This is a genomic window from Micromonospora marincola (genome assembly GCF_056150385.1).
In genome coordinates, this window is sequence record NZ_JAXCFT010000006.1 from 105,872 (window position 1) to 121,429 (window position 15,558).

The 15,558-nt window shown below is 72.4% G+C and carries 15 protein-coding genes and 2 pseudogenes; 9 read left to right on the plus strand and 8 right to left on the minus strand.

All coding sequences use genetic code 11. The features are described 5' to 3' along the window. Positions 1 to 53 precede the first annotated feature (53 nt). Positions 54 to 575, minus strand: a complete 522-nt coding sequence (locus SM450_RS16215; protein WP_474620556.1) for a DUF4190 domain-containing protein — start codon at positions 573 to 575, stop codon at positions 54 to 56. A 35-nt stretch (positions 576 to 610) separates the two neighbouring features. Continuing rightward, positions 611 to 907, minus strand: a complete 297-nt coding sequence (locus SM450_RS16220) for a CD225/dispanin family protein (protein WP_474620557.1) — start codon at positions 905 to 907, stop codon at positions 611 to 613. A 175-nt stretch (positions 908 to 1,082) separates the two neighbouring features. Between SM450_RS16220 and purN the strand changes: the two genes are divergently transcribed. Both purN and purH read left to right on the plus strand, forming a co-directional pair. Then, positions 1,083 to 1,703 carry a phosphoribosylglycinamide formyltransferase gene (gene purN, locus SM450_RS16225; RefSeq protein WP_474620558.1) on the plus strand — a complete coding sequence of 207 codons (621 nt, stop codon included), beginning with the start codon at positions 1,083 to 1,085 and terminating at the stop codon, positions 1,701 to 1,703. Further along, positions 1,700 to 3,271: a bifunctional phosphoribosylaminoimidazolecarboxamide formyltransferase/IMP cyclohydrolase gene (purH, locus tag SM450_RS16230; protein ID WP_474620559.1), complete on the plus strand. Its 1,572-nt coding sequence runs from the start codon at positions 1,700 to 1,702 to the stop codon at positions 3,269 to 3,271. Before purN ends, purH begins: the two co-directional genes overlap by 4 nt. Before the next feature lie 86 nt (positions 3,272 to 3,357). Here the strand turns inward: purH and SM450_RS16235 are convergent. Then, positions 3,358 to 3,659 (minus strand): annotated as a pseudogene (locus SM450_RS16235) (ATP-binding cassette domain-containing protein); the annotation flags it as partial. A 181-nt stretch (positions 3,660 to 3,840) separates the two neighbouring features. After that, positions 3,841 to 4,315 (minus strand): annotated as a pseudogene (locus SM450_RS16240) (ABC transporter permease); the annotation flags it as partial. Between the two features lie 123 nt (positions 4,316 to 4,438). On the opposite strand from SM450_RS16240, the gene SM450_RS16245 reads away from it, so the two are divergent. Together SM450_RS16245 and SM450_RS16250 are read left to right on the plus strand one after the other, a co-directional pair. Further along, complete coding sequence (locus SM450_RS16245; protein ID WP_474620560.1) at positions 4,439 to 5,302, plus strand: bifunctional methylenetetrahydrofolate dehydrogenase/methenyltetrahydrofolate cyclohydrolase; 864 nt, start codon at positions 4,439 to 4,441, stop codon at positions 5,300 to 5,302. Positions 5,303 to 5,401: 99 nt separating this feature from the next. Then, positions 5,402 to 6,352, plus strand: a complete 951-nt coding sequence (locus tag SM450_RS16250; RefSeq protein ID WP_474620561.1) for a malate dehydrogenase — start codon at positions 5,402 to 5,404, stop codon at positions 6,350 to 6,352. A gap of 187 nt (positions 6,353 to 6,539) precedes the next feature. Here the strand turns inward: SM450_RS16250 and SM450_RS16255 are convergent, their stop codons facing one another. Then, positions 6,540 to 6,773, minus strand: a complete 234-nt coding sequence (locus SM450_RS16255; protein WP_474620562.1) for a hypothetical protein — start codon at positions 6,771 to 6,773, stop codon at positions 6,540 to 6,542. A gap of 133 nt (positions 6,774 to 6,906) precedes the next feature. On the opposite strand from SM450_RS16255, the gene SM450_RS16260 reads away from it, so the two are divergent. Beyond that, positions 6,907 to 8,124 carry an NADP-dependent isocitrate dehydrogenase gene (locus tag SM450_RS16260; protein WP_474620563.1) on the plus strand — a complete coding sequence of 406 codons (1,218 nt, stop codon included), beginning with the start codon at positions 6,907 to 6,909 and terminating at the stop codon, positions 8,122 to 8,124. Between the two features lie 85 nt (positions 8,125 to 8,209). On the opposite strand, the gene galT is transcribed toward SM450_RS16260, so the two are convergent. The 3 genes from galT to cysC all read right to left on the minus strand — a co-directional run bounded on the left by galT (position 8,210) and on the right by cysC (position 11,715). After that, positions 8,210 to 9,283, minus strand: a complete 1,074-nt coding sequence (gene galT, locus SM450_RS16265) for a galactose-1-phosphate uridylyltransferase (protein ID WP_474620564.1) — start codon at positions 9,281 to 9,283, stop codon at positions 8,210 to 8,212. Continuing rightward, positions 9,280 to 10,068 (minus strand): DeoR/GlpR family DNA-binding transcription regulator, encoded by a 789-nt coding sequence (locus SM450_RS16270; RefSeq protein WP_474620565.1) that lies wholly within the window; start codon positions 10,066 to 10,068, stop codon positions 9,280 to 9,282. The genes galT and SM450_RS16270 overlap by 4 nt, the downstream gene beginning before the upstream one ends. A gap of 117 nt (positions 10,069 to 10,185) precedes the next feature. Continuing rightward, the gene (gene cysC / locus SM450_RS16275; protein ID WP_474620566.1) at positions 10,186 to 11,715 is read right to left on the minus strand and encodes an adenylyl-sulfate kinase; all 1,530 of its coding nucleotides are present in this window, start codon (positions 11,713 to 11,715) and stop codon (positions 10,186 to 10,188) included. 339 nt (positions 11,716 to 12,054) lie between these two features. On the opposite strand from cysC, the gene SM450_RS16280 reads away from it, so the two are divergent. The 4 genes from SM450_RS16280 to SM450_RS16295 are packed head-to-tail and all read left to right on the plus strand — an operon-like array spanning position 12,055 to position 15,509. Further along, positions 12,055 to 12,969 carry an ABC transporter ATP-binding protein gene (locus SM450_RS16280; RefSeq protein WP_474620567.1) on the plus strand — a complete coding sequence of 305 codons (915 nt, stop codon included), beginning with the start codon at positions 12,055 to 12,057 and terminating at the stop codon, positions 12,967 to 12,969. Next, a complete protein-coding gene (locus tag SM450_RS16285; protein ID WP_474620568.1) occupies positions 12,962 to 13,843 on the plus strand; it encodes an ABC transporter permease in 882 nt (293 codons plus the stop codon). The genes SM450_RS16280 and SM450_RS16285 overlap by 8 nt, the downstream gene beginning before the upstream one ends. Beyond that, entirely contained in the window at positions 13,840 to 14,799 is a 960-nt protein-coding gene (locus SM450_RS16290) for an ABC transporter ATP-binding protein (RefSeq protein WP_474620569.1), read from the plus strand. Before SM450_RS16285 ends, SM450_RS16290 begins: the two co-directional genes overlap by 4 nt. Beyond that, on the plus strand, positions 14,799 to 15,509 hold the full coding sequence (locus SM450_RS16295) for an ABC transporter permease (protein ID WP_474620570.1): 711 nt from the start codon (positions 14,799 to 14,801) through the stop codon (positions 15,507 to 15,509). The genes SM450_RS16290 and SM450_RS16295 overlap by 1 nt, the downstream gene beginning before the upstream one ends. The last annotated feature ends 49 nt before the right edge of the window (positions 15,510 to 15,558 follow it).

Below are 15,558 nucleotides of genomic sequence, written 5' to 3' on the forward strand. Positions count from 1 at the left end.
GCGACGGGCGCGAGGGGCGTCCGGCGGATGCCGGACGCCCCTCCGATTCGCGGTCAGGAGCCGAAGTTGCCCGCGTTGATCAGGGTGCCGGCGATGGCGCTGATGATGCCGAGGACCACGCCGACGCCACCGCAGATCAGGGCGGCCTTGGCCTGGCCCGGGTTGCTGGCCTCGCCCGCCTGGACCTTCTTCTGGCCGAGCACGCCGAGCACCACGCCGGCGATGCCGGCCGGGACGCCCAGCAGCGGGCAGCAGAGGCCGAGCACGATCGAGGCGATGCCGACGATCATGCCGATCAGGCCCATGGTGTTGTTCTGGCCCTGACCCTGGCCGGGGCCGGCCGGGTAGCCGGCGGCCGGGTACTGCGGCGCGGCGCCGTACGGCTGCTGCTGCGCGTACGGGTCCTGGCCGTAGGGCTGGCCGGAGGTGGGCTGGCCGTACGGCTGGCCCGAGGTCGGCTGCTGTCCGTACTGCGGGGGCTGCGGCGGCTGGCCGTACGGGTCGTGCGGCTGGGCGGTCGGGTCCTGGTTCGGCTGCTGGCCGTACGGGTCCTGTCCGGGGTAACCGGGCTGCATGTCAGGGAACTCCTCAGATTAGGGTCGGCTGTCGGTCAGTTCGTGTCGGTGCTGCCGCCGACCAGACCCGCCAGGCCACCGGCCAGGCAGCACACCACAATGATGCCGATCCAGATCAGGCCGACGATCAGGGCCCACTTGGACCACTTCCTGGACTCGGCGGCGGCGGCCTGGGCGCCAGCGTAGTCACCCTGCTGGAGCAGCGGGTTGACCTTCGACGCGTTGATGATCGCCGGAATCGCGAGCGGCCAGAACAGGAAGATCATGACGATGGACATCGTCATGTTGTTGTCGATCTGCGGCGGCTGCTGCTGGGGGTATCCGGGCTGCATGGGGGTGACTCCTCGGTCCGGCGGCACGGCGGCGTGCCGATTCTGACTGGTGCGGGTCGGGCGTACGCCGGACACCGGGCGACCGGCAGCGTACCGCGACGGCGCCACCGGGGAGATCACCCGACGGGTCCCGCCCGCCAGCCGGACCGGCCGGCCTGCCCGATAGGGTTGCCGCGTGACCGAGCCCGCGTCCGTCGCCCGCCTCGTCGTCCTCGTCTCCGGTTCCGGCAGCAACCTCCAGGCGCTGCTGGACGCCACCGCCGACCCCGGCTACGGGGCCCGGGTGGTGGCGGTGGGCGCCGACCGGGACGGGATCGCCGGCCTGGACCGGGCCGCCGCGGCCGGCGTGCCGTCCTTCGTCGAGCGGGTCGGAGACCACCCGACCCGTGGCGACTGGGACAAGGCGCTCACCGCCCGGGTCGCCGAGCACCGGCCCGACCTGGTCGTCAGCGCGGGCTTCCTCAAGCTTGTCGGGCCGGAGTTCCTGACCGCGTTCGGCGACCGTTACCTCAACACGCACAACACCCTGCTGCCGGCGTTCCCCGGCATCCACGGCCCTCGCGACGCGCTTGCCTACGGCGTGAAGGTCACCGGGGCCACCCTGTTCTTCGTCGACGCCGGGATGGACACCGGCCCGATCGTCGCCCAGGTGGCCGTACCGGTGCTCGACGGCGACGACGTGGAGACGCTCACCGAGCGCATCAAGTCCGCCGAGCGGCGCCAGCTCGTCGAGCAGGTCGGCCGCCTGGTCCGTGAAGGTTGGACGATCACCGGCAGAAAGGTCAGCATTCCGTGAGCACGACAGAGGACGGCCGCCGCCCGATCCGGCGCGCGCTGGTAAGCGTCTACGACAAGACCGGCCTGGTCGAGCTGGCCCGCGCTCTGCACGAGGCCGGCGTGGAGATCGTGTCGACCGGCAGCACCGCGTCGACGATCTCCGGCGCGGGCGTGCCTGTCACCGCGGTCGAGCAGGTCACCGGCTTCCCGGAGATCCTCGACGGCCGGGTGAAGACGCTGCACCCGAAGATCCACGGTGGCCTCCTCGCCGACCTGCGGAAGAACGCGCACGCCGGCCAGCTCGACGAGCACGGCATCGCCGGCATCGACCTGCTGGTCTCCAACCTCTACCCGTTCCAGGCCACGGTCGCCTCCGGCGCGGCTCCGGACGAGTGCGTCGAGCAGATCGACATCGGTGGTCCGGCGATGGTCCGGGCCGCCGCGAAGAACCACGCCTCGGTGGCGGTGGTGACCGACCCGGCCGCGTACCCGGCGGTGGTGGCCGCGCTCGCCGACGGCGGTTTCACGCTGGCCCGCCGCCGGGCGCTCGCGGCCCGGGCGTTCGCCGACATCGCGGACTACGACGTGGCGGTGGCCGACTGGTTCGCGAGCACTGTGGCGCCGGCCGAGGACGGCTGGCCGGAGTTCGCCGGCCTGGCGCTGCGTCGCCGGGCGGTGCTGCGGTACGGCGAGAACCCGCACCAGTCGGCAGCCCTCTACACCGACCCGGGCGCCCCGGCCGGGCTGGCTCAGGCCGAGCAACTGCATGGCAAGGAGATGTCGTACAACAACTACGTCGACGCGGACGCCGCCTGGCGGGCCGTGCACGACTTCCCCGGCCAGCCGGCGGTGGCGGTCATCAAGCACGCCAACCCGTGCGGCATCGCGGTCGGCGCGGACGTGGCCGAGGCGCACCGCAAGGCGCACGCCTGCGACCCGGTCTCCGCGTTCGGTGGCGTGATCGCGGTGAACGGTCCGGTCGGCGTGGAGCTGGCCCGGCAGGTCGCGGAGATCTTCACCGAGGTGCTTGTGGCGCCCGGCTTCGACGAGGGCGCGCTGGAGCTGCTGCGGGCGAAGAAGAACCTCCGGCTGCTGCGCGCGCCGGCGTTCGCGCCGCGGCCGGCGGAGTGGCGGCCGGTGACCGGCGGCGTGCTGGTGCAGGCGCGGGACGCGGTCGACGCGCCGGGCGACGACCCGGCCGGCTGGGCGCTTGCCACAGGCGACCCGGCCGACGAGGCGATGCTGCGCGATCTCGCGTTCGCCTGGCGGGCGGTCCGCGCGGTGAAGAGCAACGCGATCCTGCTGGCCCGCGACGGCGCCACCGTCGGGGTGGGGATGGGTCAGGTCAACCGGGTGGACTCGGCGCGGCTGGCGGTCAGCCGGGCCGGCGACGAGCGGGCCCGGGGCTCGGTCTGCGCCTCGGACGCGTTCTTCCCGTTCGCCGACGGCCCGCAGATCCTCATCGACGCCGGCGTGCGGGCGATCGTGCAGCCCGGCGGTTCGATCCGCGACGAGGAGACGATCGCGGCCTGCAAGGAAGCAGGCGTGACCATGTACCTGACCGGCACCCGGCACTTCTTCCACTGATGCCCGGGACCCGGGTGCGTCCGGCGGACGCACCCGGGCGGGCCGTTCAGACGTCCGGGCGTATCCGCCGCACCCGGCGCAGCTCCGCGCACCCGGCGCAGCTCCGCGCCCCCGGCCCGGAACAGGTCTCGCCCCTCCAGGGCGGCCCGCCCGGCGGTCGGCGTCTCCAGCCGCATCAGCAGCCGGGCCAGCGTGGACTTGCCGCAGCTGGACTCGCCGACCACGCCGAGCGTCTCGCCGCGGCGCAGCTCGAGCTCACCCCGTCGACCGCCCGCACCGCGCCGATCTGCCGCCTGAACAGCACACCCCTGGTGATCGGGAAGTGCTTGACCAGCTCGTCGGCCGCGAGGATCGTCTCGCCGCGAACCTTGGCCGGGTCAGCGGTCATCGTGGACCTCCTGCGCGAAGTGGCACGCGCTGGTCCGGCCGTCACCGAGGACGAGGTCGTGCGGCACCTCGTTCTCGCAGACCTGCCGCGGCGCGGCTCGCCGGCCCGGTCGGGGGTGGCCGGTTCGCCGGAGACGCCGCGCCGCGCCGACTGGTCCTCGGTCGCCGCCACCGTCTCGAAGTCACTCATCTCGGATCCTCGGGTCGAGTACGGCGTAGAGCACGTCCACCACGAGGTTGGACAGCAGGTAGACCACGACGAGCACGCTGACGATGCCCACCACGAGCGGCCCGTCCTCGGTGCGGATGCCGCGGAACAGGTTGAAGCCGACGCCGGGGATGTTGAACACGCCCTCGGTGATGATCGCGCCGCTCATCAGGTTCCCCAGTTCGACGCCGAGGAAGGTGACCACCGGGATGAGCGAGTTGCGCAGCACGTGCACGCCGACGATGCGACGCCGCACCAGGCCCTTCGACCGGGCGGTGCGCACGTAGTCGGCGCGCAGGTCCTCCGACACCGACGTCCGGGTCAGCCGCAGCGCGGCTGGCGAGCGACAGCGAGCCGAGGACGAGGCCGGGCAGCAGCAGCGCCCAGAGGGAGGGCTGGGCGCCGGCGGTGGGCGGGAAGATCGGCCAGCGTACGCCGAGCTGGTAACGGAGTGTGTCGCGGCGTCCCGTTTGGGTCCCTGCTCGTGACCCTGAGTGACGGAACCCACGTCGCGGAGCGTGATCGCCGGCCGTCGTCGTCCGGCCCGCTCGCGGGCGTGAGACGATCACGACGTGACGGCGACGATCCTGGACGGCAAGGCCACCGCGGCGGAGATCAAGGACGAACTGCGTGCGCGGGTCAAGGCGCTCGCGGAGCGCGGCGTCACCCCCGGGCTCGGCACGGTCCTGGTCGGGGAGGACCCCGGCTCCCAGGCGTACGTCAACGGGAAGCACCGCGACTGCGCCGAGGTCGGCATCGCCTCGCTGCGGGTCACGCTGCCCGCCGACGCCAGCCAGCAGCAGCTCGACGCGGCGCTGGCCGAGCTGAACGCCGACCCGGCCTGCCACGGCTACATCGTCCAGCTCCCGCTCCCGGCACACCTGGACACCCAGCGGGCGCTGGAGTCCATCGACCCGGACAAGGACGCCGACGGCCTGCACCCGGTCAACCTGGGCCGGCTCGTGCTCGGCTACGACGCCCCGCTGCCCTGCACCCCGCGCGGCATCGTCGAGCTGCTGCGCCGGCACGACGTGCCGCTGCGCGGCGCGAACGTCGCGGTGGTCGGCCGTGGCAACACCGTCGGCCGGCCGCTCGGCCTGCTGCTCACCCGGCGCAGCGAGAACGCCACCGTGACGCTCTGCCACACCGGCACCCTCGACCTCGCCGCCCACACCCGCGCCGCCGACGTCGTCATCGTCGCCGCCGGGGTGCCGGGGCTGCTCACCGCCGACATGGTCACCCCCGGCGCGACGGTGGTGGACGTCGGCATCACCCGGGTGATCGGCGACGACGGCAAGGGCCGCTACACCGGCGACGTCGACCCGGAGGTGGTCGAGGTGGCCGGCAAGGTGGTGCCGATGCCGGGCGGGGTCGGCCCGATGACCCGGGCCATGCTGCTCACGAACGTGGTGGAGCGGGCCGAGCGGGTCGGCTGACCACCCAGACAGGTCATAACCGTCCGCCCCTCGCCCGATCGGTGCCAGGATGGCTGATACGGTCCGGGAAACCGACTGGTATCAGGGAGTGGGACGACCATGGGTAAGAAGGTCACTGTCGTCGGGGCCGGCTTCTACGGCTCCACCACGGCACAGCGTCTGGCCGAGTACGACATCTTCGACACCGTCGTGATCACCGACATCGTGGAGGGCAAGCCGGCGGGCCTCGCGCTGGACCTCAACCAGTCGCGCGCGGTCGAGGGCTTCGAAACCACAGTCGTCGGCGTCACCACCGGGCCGAACGGCGAGGGGTACGAGGCCATCGAGGGCTCCGACGTCGTCGTCATCACCGCCGGCCTGCCCCGCAAGCCGGGCATGAGCCGGATGGACCTGCTGGAGACCAACGCCAAGATCGTGCGTCAGGTCGCCGAGAACGTCGCCAAGTACGCCCCGAACGCCGTTGTCATCGTGGTGTCGAACCCGCTCGACGAGATGACCGCGCTGGCCCAGCTCGCCACGCAGTTCCCGAAGAACCGGGTACTCGGCCAGGCCGGCATGCTCGACACCGCCCGGTTCACCAACTTCGTCGCCGAGGCGCTGAGCGTGCCGGTGAAGTCGGTGCGGACCCTGACCCTCGGCTCGCACGGCGACACCATGGTTCCGGTGCCGTCGAAGAGCACCGTGAACGGCAAGCCGCTGCGCGACGTCATGCCGGCCGAGCAGATCGAGGAGCTTGTCGTCAAGACCCGCAACGGTGGCGCCGAGGTCGTCGCGCTGCTGAAGACCGGGTCCGCGTACTACGCCCCGTCCGCCGCCGCGGCCCGGATGGCGAAGGCCGTGGCCGAGGACTCCGGCGACGTCATGCCGGTCTGCGCGTGGGTCGACGGCGAGTACGGCATCTCCGGCGTCTACCTGGGCGTCGAGGCCGAGATCGGCGCCGAGGGCGTGAAGCGGGTCGTCGAGACAGACCTGGACGCCGACGAGCGGGCCGCCTTGAAGGAGGCCGCCGAAGCCGTCCGCGCCAAGCAGGGTGACATCTCCTCCCTCTGACACCCCGGCACCACCACCCGCCGAAGGGCGGCCGGCGTCCCGCCGGCCGCCCTTCGGCGTCCCACCCCGTCCCACCGCGCCGTGCCGCGTTGATAATGAAGTTGACGGCAGTAACGGAGATCGAAACTGCCGCCAAGTTCATGATCGACCGCGCAGGGCCAGGGGGGAGAGGGTCGACAGGGCGTGCTCAGCACGCGTACCCCGGGGGTGAGTCCGGTGTCGCCGTCGACCACCCGCAGGCGGCCGGCGGCGCGCAACGGCCCCAGCAGCCGGGCCGGAAGCTCCGGTCCCGGCGGTCCGCCTCGCGCCACTGGGCCTCGGTGGCGACGGGGAACGCCTCCCGGCGCGGCTGGAAGAACGGGCCCGTCCCGTCGAGCAGCGCGGTGATCGTGACAGGTCCGAGCGTGTGTGTCGGCGGCATCCGGGAAGGATGCCATCGCGACCCGTTCCGGGTGATCCCGTTCTCCCGGGGTGAGGCCGGCTGGGGCGCCCCGAGCGGTTTCCAGTACGCTCGTACTGCTTGAGCACGTGTCCCCCGAGAGGAGCGCCGGCCGATGGCGAAGATCAAGGTAAACAACCCGGTCGTGGAGATCGACGGCGACGAGATGACCCGGATCATCTGGAAGCAGATCCGGGAGCAGCTGATCCTGCCCTACCTCGACGTCGACCTGCACTACTACGACCTGTCGATCCAGTACCGCGACGAGACCGAAGACCAGGTCACCGTCGACGCCGCGAACGCCATCAAGGAGCACGGCGTCGGCGTCAAGTGCGCCACCATCACCCCGGACGAGGCCCGGGTGGAGGAGTTCGGCCTGAAGAAGATGTGGCGGTCGCCGAACGGCACCATCCGCAACATCCTCGGCGGCGTGGTCTTCCGCGAGCCGATCATCATGTCGAACGTGCCGCGGCTCGTCCCGGGCTGGACCAAGCCGATCATCATCGGCCGGCACGCGCACGGCGACCAGTACAAGGCCACCGACTTCGTCGTGCCCGGCCCGGGCAAGGTCACCATCACCTACGCCCCGGCCGACGGCGGCGCGCCGATGGAGATGGAGATCGCCAACTTCCCCGGTGGCGGCATCGCCATGGGCATGTACAACTTCGACGAGTCGATCCGGGACTTCGCCCGCGCCTCGTTCCGGTACGGCCTGGACCGCAACTACCCGGTCTACATGTCCACCAAGAACACCATCCTCAAGGCGTACGACGGTCGGTTCAAGGACATCTTCGCCGAGGTGTTCGAGGCCGAGTTCAAGGCCGACTTCGACGCCGCCGGCCTCACCTACGAGCACCGGCTGATCGACGACATGGTCGCCGCCGCGCTCAAGTGGGCGGGCGGGTACGTCTGGGCCTGCAAGAACTACGACGGTGACGTGCAGTCCGACACCGTCGCGCAGGGCTTCGGCTCGCTGGGCCTGATGACCTCGGTGCTGCTCTCCCCGGACGGCCGCACCGTCGAGGCCGAGGCCGCCCACGGCACCGTCACCCGGCACTACCGGCAGTACCAGAAGGGCGAGAAGACCTCGACCAACCCGATCGCCTCGATCTACGCCTGGACCCGGGGCCTGGCCCACCGGGGCAAGCTGGACGGCACCCCCGCCGTCACCGAGTTCGCCAACACGCTGGAGCAGGTCATCGTGGAGACCGTCGAGAGCGGCCAGATGACGAAGGACCTAGCGCTGCTCATCTCGCGGGACGCCCCGTGGCTGACCACCGACGAGTTCATGAACGCGCTCGACGAGAACCTGGCCCGCAAGCTCGCGGCCTGACGTAAGGAAGGGCCCCTTCTTAACGCCTCGCGTTGTAGAAGGGGCCCTTTTTAACACCTCGCGGCAGCGAGCCGGCGTCCGCCGTTCACGCGGCGCGCAGGAGTTCGGCGGCGCGCTCGGGGGCGATGTCGTTGATGAAGACGCCCATGCCGGACTCCGAACCGGCCAGATACTTCAACTTGTCCTTCGCCCGCCGGACGCTGAACAACTGCAGGTGCAGGTGGCCCAGCTCCCGGTCGACGCGCACCGGCGCCTGGTGCCAGGCCGCGATGTAGGGCATCGGCATCCCGAAGAGCCCGTCGAAGCGGCGCAGCAGGTCGAGGTAGAGCGGCCCGAAGGCGTCCCGCTCGTCGTCGTCGAGCGCCGGGATGTCCGGCACCGGCCGGTGCGGGGCCACGTGCACCTCGAACGGCCAGCGGGCCGCCGCCGGCACGTACGCGGTCCAGTGCTCGTTGCCCGCCACCACCCGGTCGCCGGCGGCGCGCTCGGCGGCCAACACGTCGGCGTAGAGGTTCCCCCCGGTGCGGTCGGCGTGCCGCCGGGCGGCGGCGAGCAGGCTCCGGGTCCGCGGCGTGACGAACGGGTACGCGTAGATCTGCCCGTGCGGGTGGTGCAGCGTCACCCCGATCTCCACGCCCCGGTTCTCGAACGGGAACACCTGCTCCACGCCGGGCAGCGCGCTCAGCGCGGCGGTGCGGTCGGCGAGCGCGTCCAGCACGGTCCGCACCCGCAGCGGGGTGAGCCGGGCGAACGAGGCGTTGTGGTCGTCGGTGAAGCAGACCACCTCGCACCTGCCGACCCCCGGGCGGACCGGGGTGAACGGCGTGATCTCCGCGGGCTCCTCGGCCACCCGCTGGCTCAGCGACGGGAACCGGTTCTCGAAGACGACCACGTCGTACTCCGGCGCCGGGATCTCGCTGTGCCGGTCGCCCCGGGAGGGGCAGAGCGGACACTGGTCGGCCGGGGGCAGGAAGGTGCGGGTCTGCCGGTGCACCGCCACCGCCACCCACTCGTCGGTGAGCGGGTCGTACCGTAGCTGCGAGGCGGGTGGCGGCGGGGGCAGTTCCCGCCGGTCCGGCTGGTCGCGCACCGCGTCGTCCCGCTCGTCGAAGTAGATCAGCTCGCGGCCGTCGGCCAGCTCGATCTGCGTACGCTTCACTCCGCTCCCTTCATCGCCGGCACCGTCACCAGCTCACCCACCCTGTCCTCGAGTACCCGCCGTGCGTCGGGTGTCAACCGGTCGTCGGTGACCAGCACGTCCGCCGCGTCCAGGCCGACGATCGAGGAGATGCCGACCGTGCCCCACTTGGTGTGGTCGGCCAGCACCACGAGCGCGTCGGCGGCCGTCACAAGCGCCCGGTTCGTGTCCGCCTCCATCAGGTTGGGCGTGGTGAACCCGGCCCGCTCGCTGATCCCGTGCACGCCGAGGAAGAGCAGGTCCAGGTGGAGCGTGGCGATCGCGGCCACGGCCAGCGGACCGACGAGCGCGTCCGACGGGGTGCGCACCCCGCCGGTGAGCACGACGGTGTGGTCCGGCCGGCCGGCGGAGTGCAGGATCTCCGCCACCGGCAGCGAGTTGGTGACCACCGTCAGGCCGGGCACGTCGATCAGGCGGCGGGCCAGCTCGGCGGTGGTGGTGCCGGCGGAGAGGGCGATCGCGGCGCCGGGGCGGACCAGCCGGGCGGCGCGGTCGGCGATGGCCGCCTTCTCGGCCGACTGGCGAACGGACTTGGCCCGGAAGCCGGGCTCGTCGGTCGAGCTGGGCCCGGCAAGCGTCGCCCCACCGTGCACCTTGGCGAGCAGGCCCTGCTCGTGCAGCGTCTCCAGGTCCCGCCGGATGGTCATGTCCGACACGCCGAACTCGGCGGCCAGCTCGGTGACCCGGACCCCGCCGGCGGAGCGGACCCGTTCCAGGATGGCCGTCTGCCGCTGCCGCGCCAGCATCCCCGGTCGCCTCCCGCCTCCCCGACCCCGCGAACGCGGTCGAACGTGTTCCAACAAAGCCGAACACTACCGCGCAGGGGGAGGGGGCGCGAGGCCGGTCGGGGGACGCGGAGAAGATCAGGCGGGCTGGAGGCGGGGCTCCACCCAGCCGGTCTCGGTGAGGTGTTCCATCACCCGCTGCACCGCCTCCTCGACGGTCAGGTCCGCGGTGTCCACCGCCAGGTCGGCGTCGGTGGGCTCCTCATAGGGGTCGTCGATCCCGGTCATCCCGGTGATCAGGCCGGCGCGGGCACGGGCGTAGAGGCCCTTGCGGTCGCGCTGCTCGCAGACCGCCAGCGGGGTCGCCACGTGGACCAGCAGGAAACCCGCCCCGGCCGCCTCCGCCATCTCCCGGGCAGCCGCCCGGGCCGCCGCGTACGGCGCGATCGGGCAGCAGATGCCCACCCCCCGGTGCCGGGCGATCTCGGCGGCCACCCAGCCGATCCGGCGCACGTTGAGATCGCGGTCGGCCTTGCTGAAACTCAGCCCGGCCGACAGCTCCCGGCGGACCACGTCGCCGTCGAGCAGCGTGAGCGTGCGGTCGCCCTGCTCCCGGAGCGCGTCGGCGAGACCGCGGGCGATCGTCGACTTCCCCGAGCCGGAGAGGCCGGTCAGGAAGATCACCAGACCGCGGTGCCGTCGCGGCGGGCGGGCCCGGGCCAGCTCCCGGGCCACCGCGGGCGGCGTGTGCCACTCCGGCAGCGGGAAGCCCCGGTCGAGCAGGTCGTCGATCTCCGCCTGGCTCAGCGCCAGCCGGCGGTTGCGCGGCGGGATGTCCTCCCGCCACCGCCACTGCCCGTCCCGGTTGTCGTACGCCAACTCCCGGGGCACAAGCACCCGCAGGCCGGCGCCGGAGAGCATGCCCTCGGTGGAGAGCAGATGGGTCACCCCGTACGCGGCAGCCACCCGGGCCCGCAGCAACGCGTCGCTGATCTCGTCGGCCCGACCCGCAAGCGGCACCGCCACAAGCGTCGCCGGCGGCATCCGGTCGCGGGCCGCGAACACGCTGCGCACAAGCGCCTCGGCCGGCAGCCCGCCGCTCGACTCCTCGCCCACCGGGATGAGCACCAGCAGGTGCGCACCGAGCGTGCGGGCCGCGTGCGCGATCTGGGCGAGCTGCGGGCGGTGCAGCGGGCGGTCGGCGAAGACACCGAGCACCCGGCCCGGTGGCAGCAGCCCCCGCACCTCGTCCGGGCCGCGCCGCAGGCGCTGGAACGGACCGTGACCGCCGTCACCCAGCCGGCGTACCGCGCCCCCGACGCCCACCGTGCCCGCACGGGCCGGCCATACGTCTGTCACGTCCATGGCCGCCACCGGCGCGCCCTCGCCGTCGGTGAGCACAAGTGCCCGGCGGGCCGGATCGGCCAGCTCCAGTCCCTCGACGAGCGCCGCCGGCACCTGCAACGTCACCGGCACCGGCCACGGCGTGCCGTCGGCGAGCCGGCCGCGCCGGCCCAACGACGCCACGTCCGCCCGGGTCATGAAACCGCTCAGCGGCGCGTACGCCCCGGTCAACAACAACTCGAGATCGGCCAGTTCAGCGGGTCTGGGCGCGTACGCCGGCGCATCCCGCAGCACATCCTCGGGCAGGATCCACCCGTTGCTCATCGAACCCCCAACTCGCCGGCCGGCACACAGTTTCGCAGCCCACCGGCGATCGGTCGAGAGCGCCACTCCACCCGCCGGTAACCGGGCGTTCCGACGACCGTCGGTGAGCGGGCCGCGAATGGAGTCAGGGACACCGAATCCTCACCGACGGGACCCCACGGGTCGATCGGGCGACCGGCTGCCGACGCGCGCCGTCCGGCGGAGCGCGCGGCGGATCCGCCGGACCGCCCGGAGGGGAACGGAACCAGATGGGCGCCGGCCGCGTGTCGGGGCGGAATCAGGGACAACCCCGAGCGTTTCCTGGTGCCCTCACGGGACCGGGGTTTCTAGGCTGTCAGCGTGACACTGCTCGCGACCGAGTCGCTGACCAAGACGTACGGAGGCCGGGTCACCGCGTTGGCCGACCTCACCGTGTCGGTCGAGCCGGGGATCATCGGGCTGGTGGGCGCCAACGGCGCCGGCAAGTCCACCCTGATCAAGATCCTGCTGGGTCTGCTCCCGCCGACAAGCGGCCGGGTGCAGGTGCTCGGCCTCGACCCCACCACCGACCCGGCCGCGGTCCGCGCCCGGGTGGGCTACATGCCCGAGCACGACGCCCTCCCGCCGGACCTCTCCGCCGCCGAGCTGGTCACCCACCTGGGCCGGATGAGCGGGCTGCCGCGCACGGTCGCCCGGGAACGGGCCTCCGAGGCGCTGCGCCACGTCGGCCTGCACGAGGAACGGCACCGGGCCGTCGGCGGCTACTCCACAGGCATGAAACAGCGGGTGAAGCTCGCCCAGGCGCTCGTGCACGACCCCGACCTGCTGCTGCTCGACGAGCCCACGAACGGCCTCGACCCGGCCGGCCGGGACGCCATGCTCGCCCTGATCCACCGGATCGGCACCGAGTTCGGCATCTCGGTGGTCGTCTGCTCGCACCTGCTCGGCGAGGTGGAGCGGATCTGCGACACGCTCGTCGCGATCGACGGCGGCCGGCTGCTGCGCGCCGACCGGGTCGCCGCGATGACCACCGCCACCGACGTGCTCGCCGTCGAGGTGAGCGAGGGTACGGAGGAGCTGGCCGCCCGGCTCGCCGCGCTCGACCTGCCGGTGTCCCGGGACGGTCGGCTGCTGCTCGTCCCGCTCGCCGACGACCACACCTACGACCTGATCCTCGGCGCGGTAGCCGAGCTGGACCTGCCACTGCACCGGCTGGACCAGCGGCGGCACCGGGTGGCCGAGCTCTTCGCCCCGAGGGAGCCCAGCCATGCCTGAAGCCACAGGCGTCATCCACGACATCGGCTACCAGCGCTACACCGGCCCGCGGCTGAGCCGCCGGCAGGTCTTCGGCGCGCTCTACGGCCACGGCGTGCGTACCGTCTTCGGGCTGGGCCGCAGCGCCAAGGCGAAGATCTTCCCGTGGCTGGTGGTCTCCGTGGTCACCGTGGTGGCCGCCGGTCTGACCGCGGTGCGCAGTCAGACCGGCCAGGTGGTGATGACGTACGCCCAGTTCGCCGACGCGATGAGCTGGCTGGTCATCTTCTTCGCCGCGGTGGCCGCCCCCGAGCTGGTCTCCCGCGACCTGCGCAGCGGCGTGCTGCCGCTCTACTTCTCCCGGCCGCTGCCGCGCGGCGACTACGCGCTGGCGAAGCTGCTGGCGCTTGTCACGTCGATCTGGCTGCTGCTCGGCGGCCCGCAACTGGTGATGTTCCTCGGCGCCGCGTTCACCACCTCGCGGGGCGTGCGTGGGGTCTGGGACGAGTTGCTCGACCTGCTGCCCGGCCTGCTCTACGCCGGGTTGTGGGCGGTGGTCTTCGCCTCGATCGCCCTGCTTGTCGCTTCGCTGACCGGCAAGCGCGCCTTCGCCGCCGGCGGCATCGTGGCGGTCTTCCTGATGACCACGCCTGTGGTCGGCGTGCTCTCCATCCTGCCCTCCCGGACGGTGAACGAGCTGGCCTTCCTCGCCTCCCCGTCGTCGCTCGTCAGTGGCGTGGGCACCTGGGCGCTCGGCGACCTGCTGACCCAGGGACAGGAGGGGGGCATCCCGATCGGCGGCTTCGGCCCGGTCTACGCCGTGGTCGCCGTGCTGCTGGTGGCCGCCTGCGTCAGCCTGCTGCTCCTGCGATACCGGAAGGTGGCCGCCCGATGACGGCGATCAGCACGCAACCGGCGGCCGACGTGTCCGCCGCCGGTGCCAGCACCCTCGATCTGGCCGGCGTCTCCCGCTGGTACGGCAACGTGGTGGCGGTCAACGACGTCAGCATGCGGCTCGGCCCCGGGGTGACCGGCCTGCTCGGCCCGAACGGCGCCGGCAAGACCACGCTGCTGCACATGATGGCCGGGTTCCTCGCCCCGTCCCGGGGCACGGTGACGTTGGACGGGGAGCCGACCTGGCGCAACCCGGGCGTCTACCGGCGGCTCGGCCTGGTCAGCGAACGGGAGGCGGTGCACACCTTCCTCACCGCCTACGAGTTCGTGCTCGCGAGCGCGAAGCTGCACCGGCTGCCCGACCCGGAGGCGGCGGCCCGGCGGGCGATCGAGCTGGTCGAGATGGAGGACGCGCAGGGTCGCCGGATCGGCACCTACTCCAAGGGCATGCGGCAGCGCACCCGGGTGGCCGCCGCGCTCGTGCACGACCCGCAGGTGCTGCTGCTCGACGAGCCGTTCAACGGCATGGACCCCCGGCAGCGGCTGCACATGATGGGGCTGCTGCACCGGCTCGGCGACGCCGGCCGGACCATCCTGTTCAGCTCGCACATCCTGGAGGAGGTCGAGCAGGTCTCCGGCACGGTCCAGGTGATGGTCGCCGGCCGGCTGGCCGCCTCCGGCGACTACCGGACCATCCGCAGGTTGATGACCAACCGTCCGCACGTCTTCGGGGTGCGTTCCACAGACGACCGGGCGCTCGCGGTGGCGCTGATGGCCGAGACCTCGGTCTCCGGCGTCGAGTTGGACCGCACCGGCCTGACCGTGAAGGCGAACGACTACGGCGCCTTCACCCGGGCGTTGCCCAGGATCGCACTCCGCCACGGCATCCGGGTCCGGCAGTTGCTGCCGGAGGACGAGTCGCTGGAGAGCGTCTTCTCGTATCTGGTGGAGGCCTGATGTCGACAGTTACCTGGATCACCGCCCGCGGCCTGTTCGGCCGTAGCCGGTTTCTCATGCTGCTGCCGTTGCCGCTGATCCTGATCGGCCTGGCGGTGCTCTGCCGGTCGCTCGGGGTCGACCCGGGCCAGTGGGGGCCGCCGGTGCTCGTCGGGCTCGGCCTGGCCGTGGTGCTGCCGGTGGTCGCCCTGATCGTGGGCACCGGCGTGCTCGGCGCCGAGATCGACGACGGCACCGTCGTGCACATCCTCACCAAGCCGCTGCCCCGCTGGCAGATCGTGCTGCCGAAGCTGGCGGTGGCCGCCGCGGTCAGCGCGGTCACCGTCGGCGTCCCGCTCTACGTCGCGGGCGTGCTTGCCGACTCGGTACGCCTCGGCCTGGCCCTGGTGGCGGCGTCGGCGGCGGGCGCGTTGGCCTACTCGGCGCTGTTCCTGGCGCTCAGCCTCGTGAGCCGGCGGCCGGTGCTGCTCGGCTTGGTCTACGTGCTGATCTGGGAGGGGCTGCTCGGCCGGTTCGTCAACGGCACCAAGGTGCTCTCGATCCAGCAGTGGGTGATCGCGATGGCCGACCGGATGGCGCCCACTCCGCTGCTCGGCACCACCGTCTCGGTGCCGGTCGCGGCCGTGCTGACCGCGCTTGTGGCGATCGGTTTCACCGTGCTTGCCATCGACCGCCTCCGTTCCTTCAGCGTGGCCGGCGAAACCAGCTAGAAGGCGGGGGCCCCGCTTAACGCATTCGGTAGAGGCGGGGCCCCCGCTT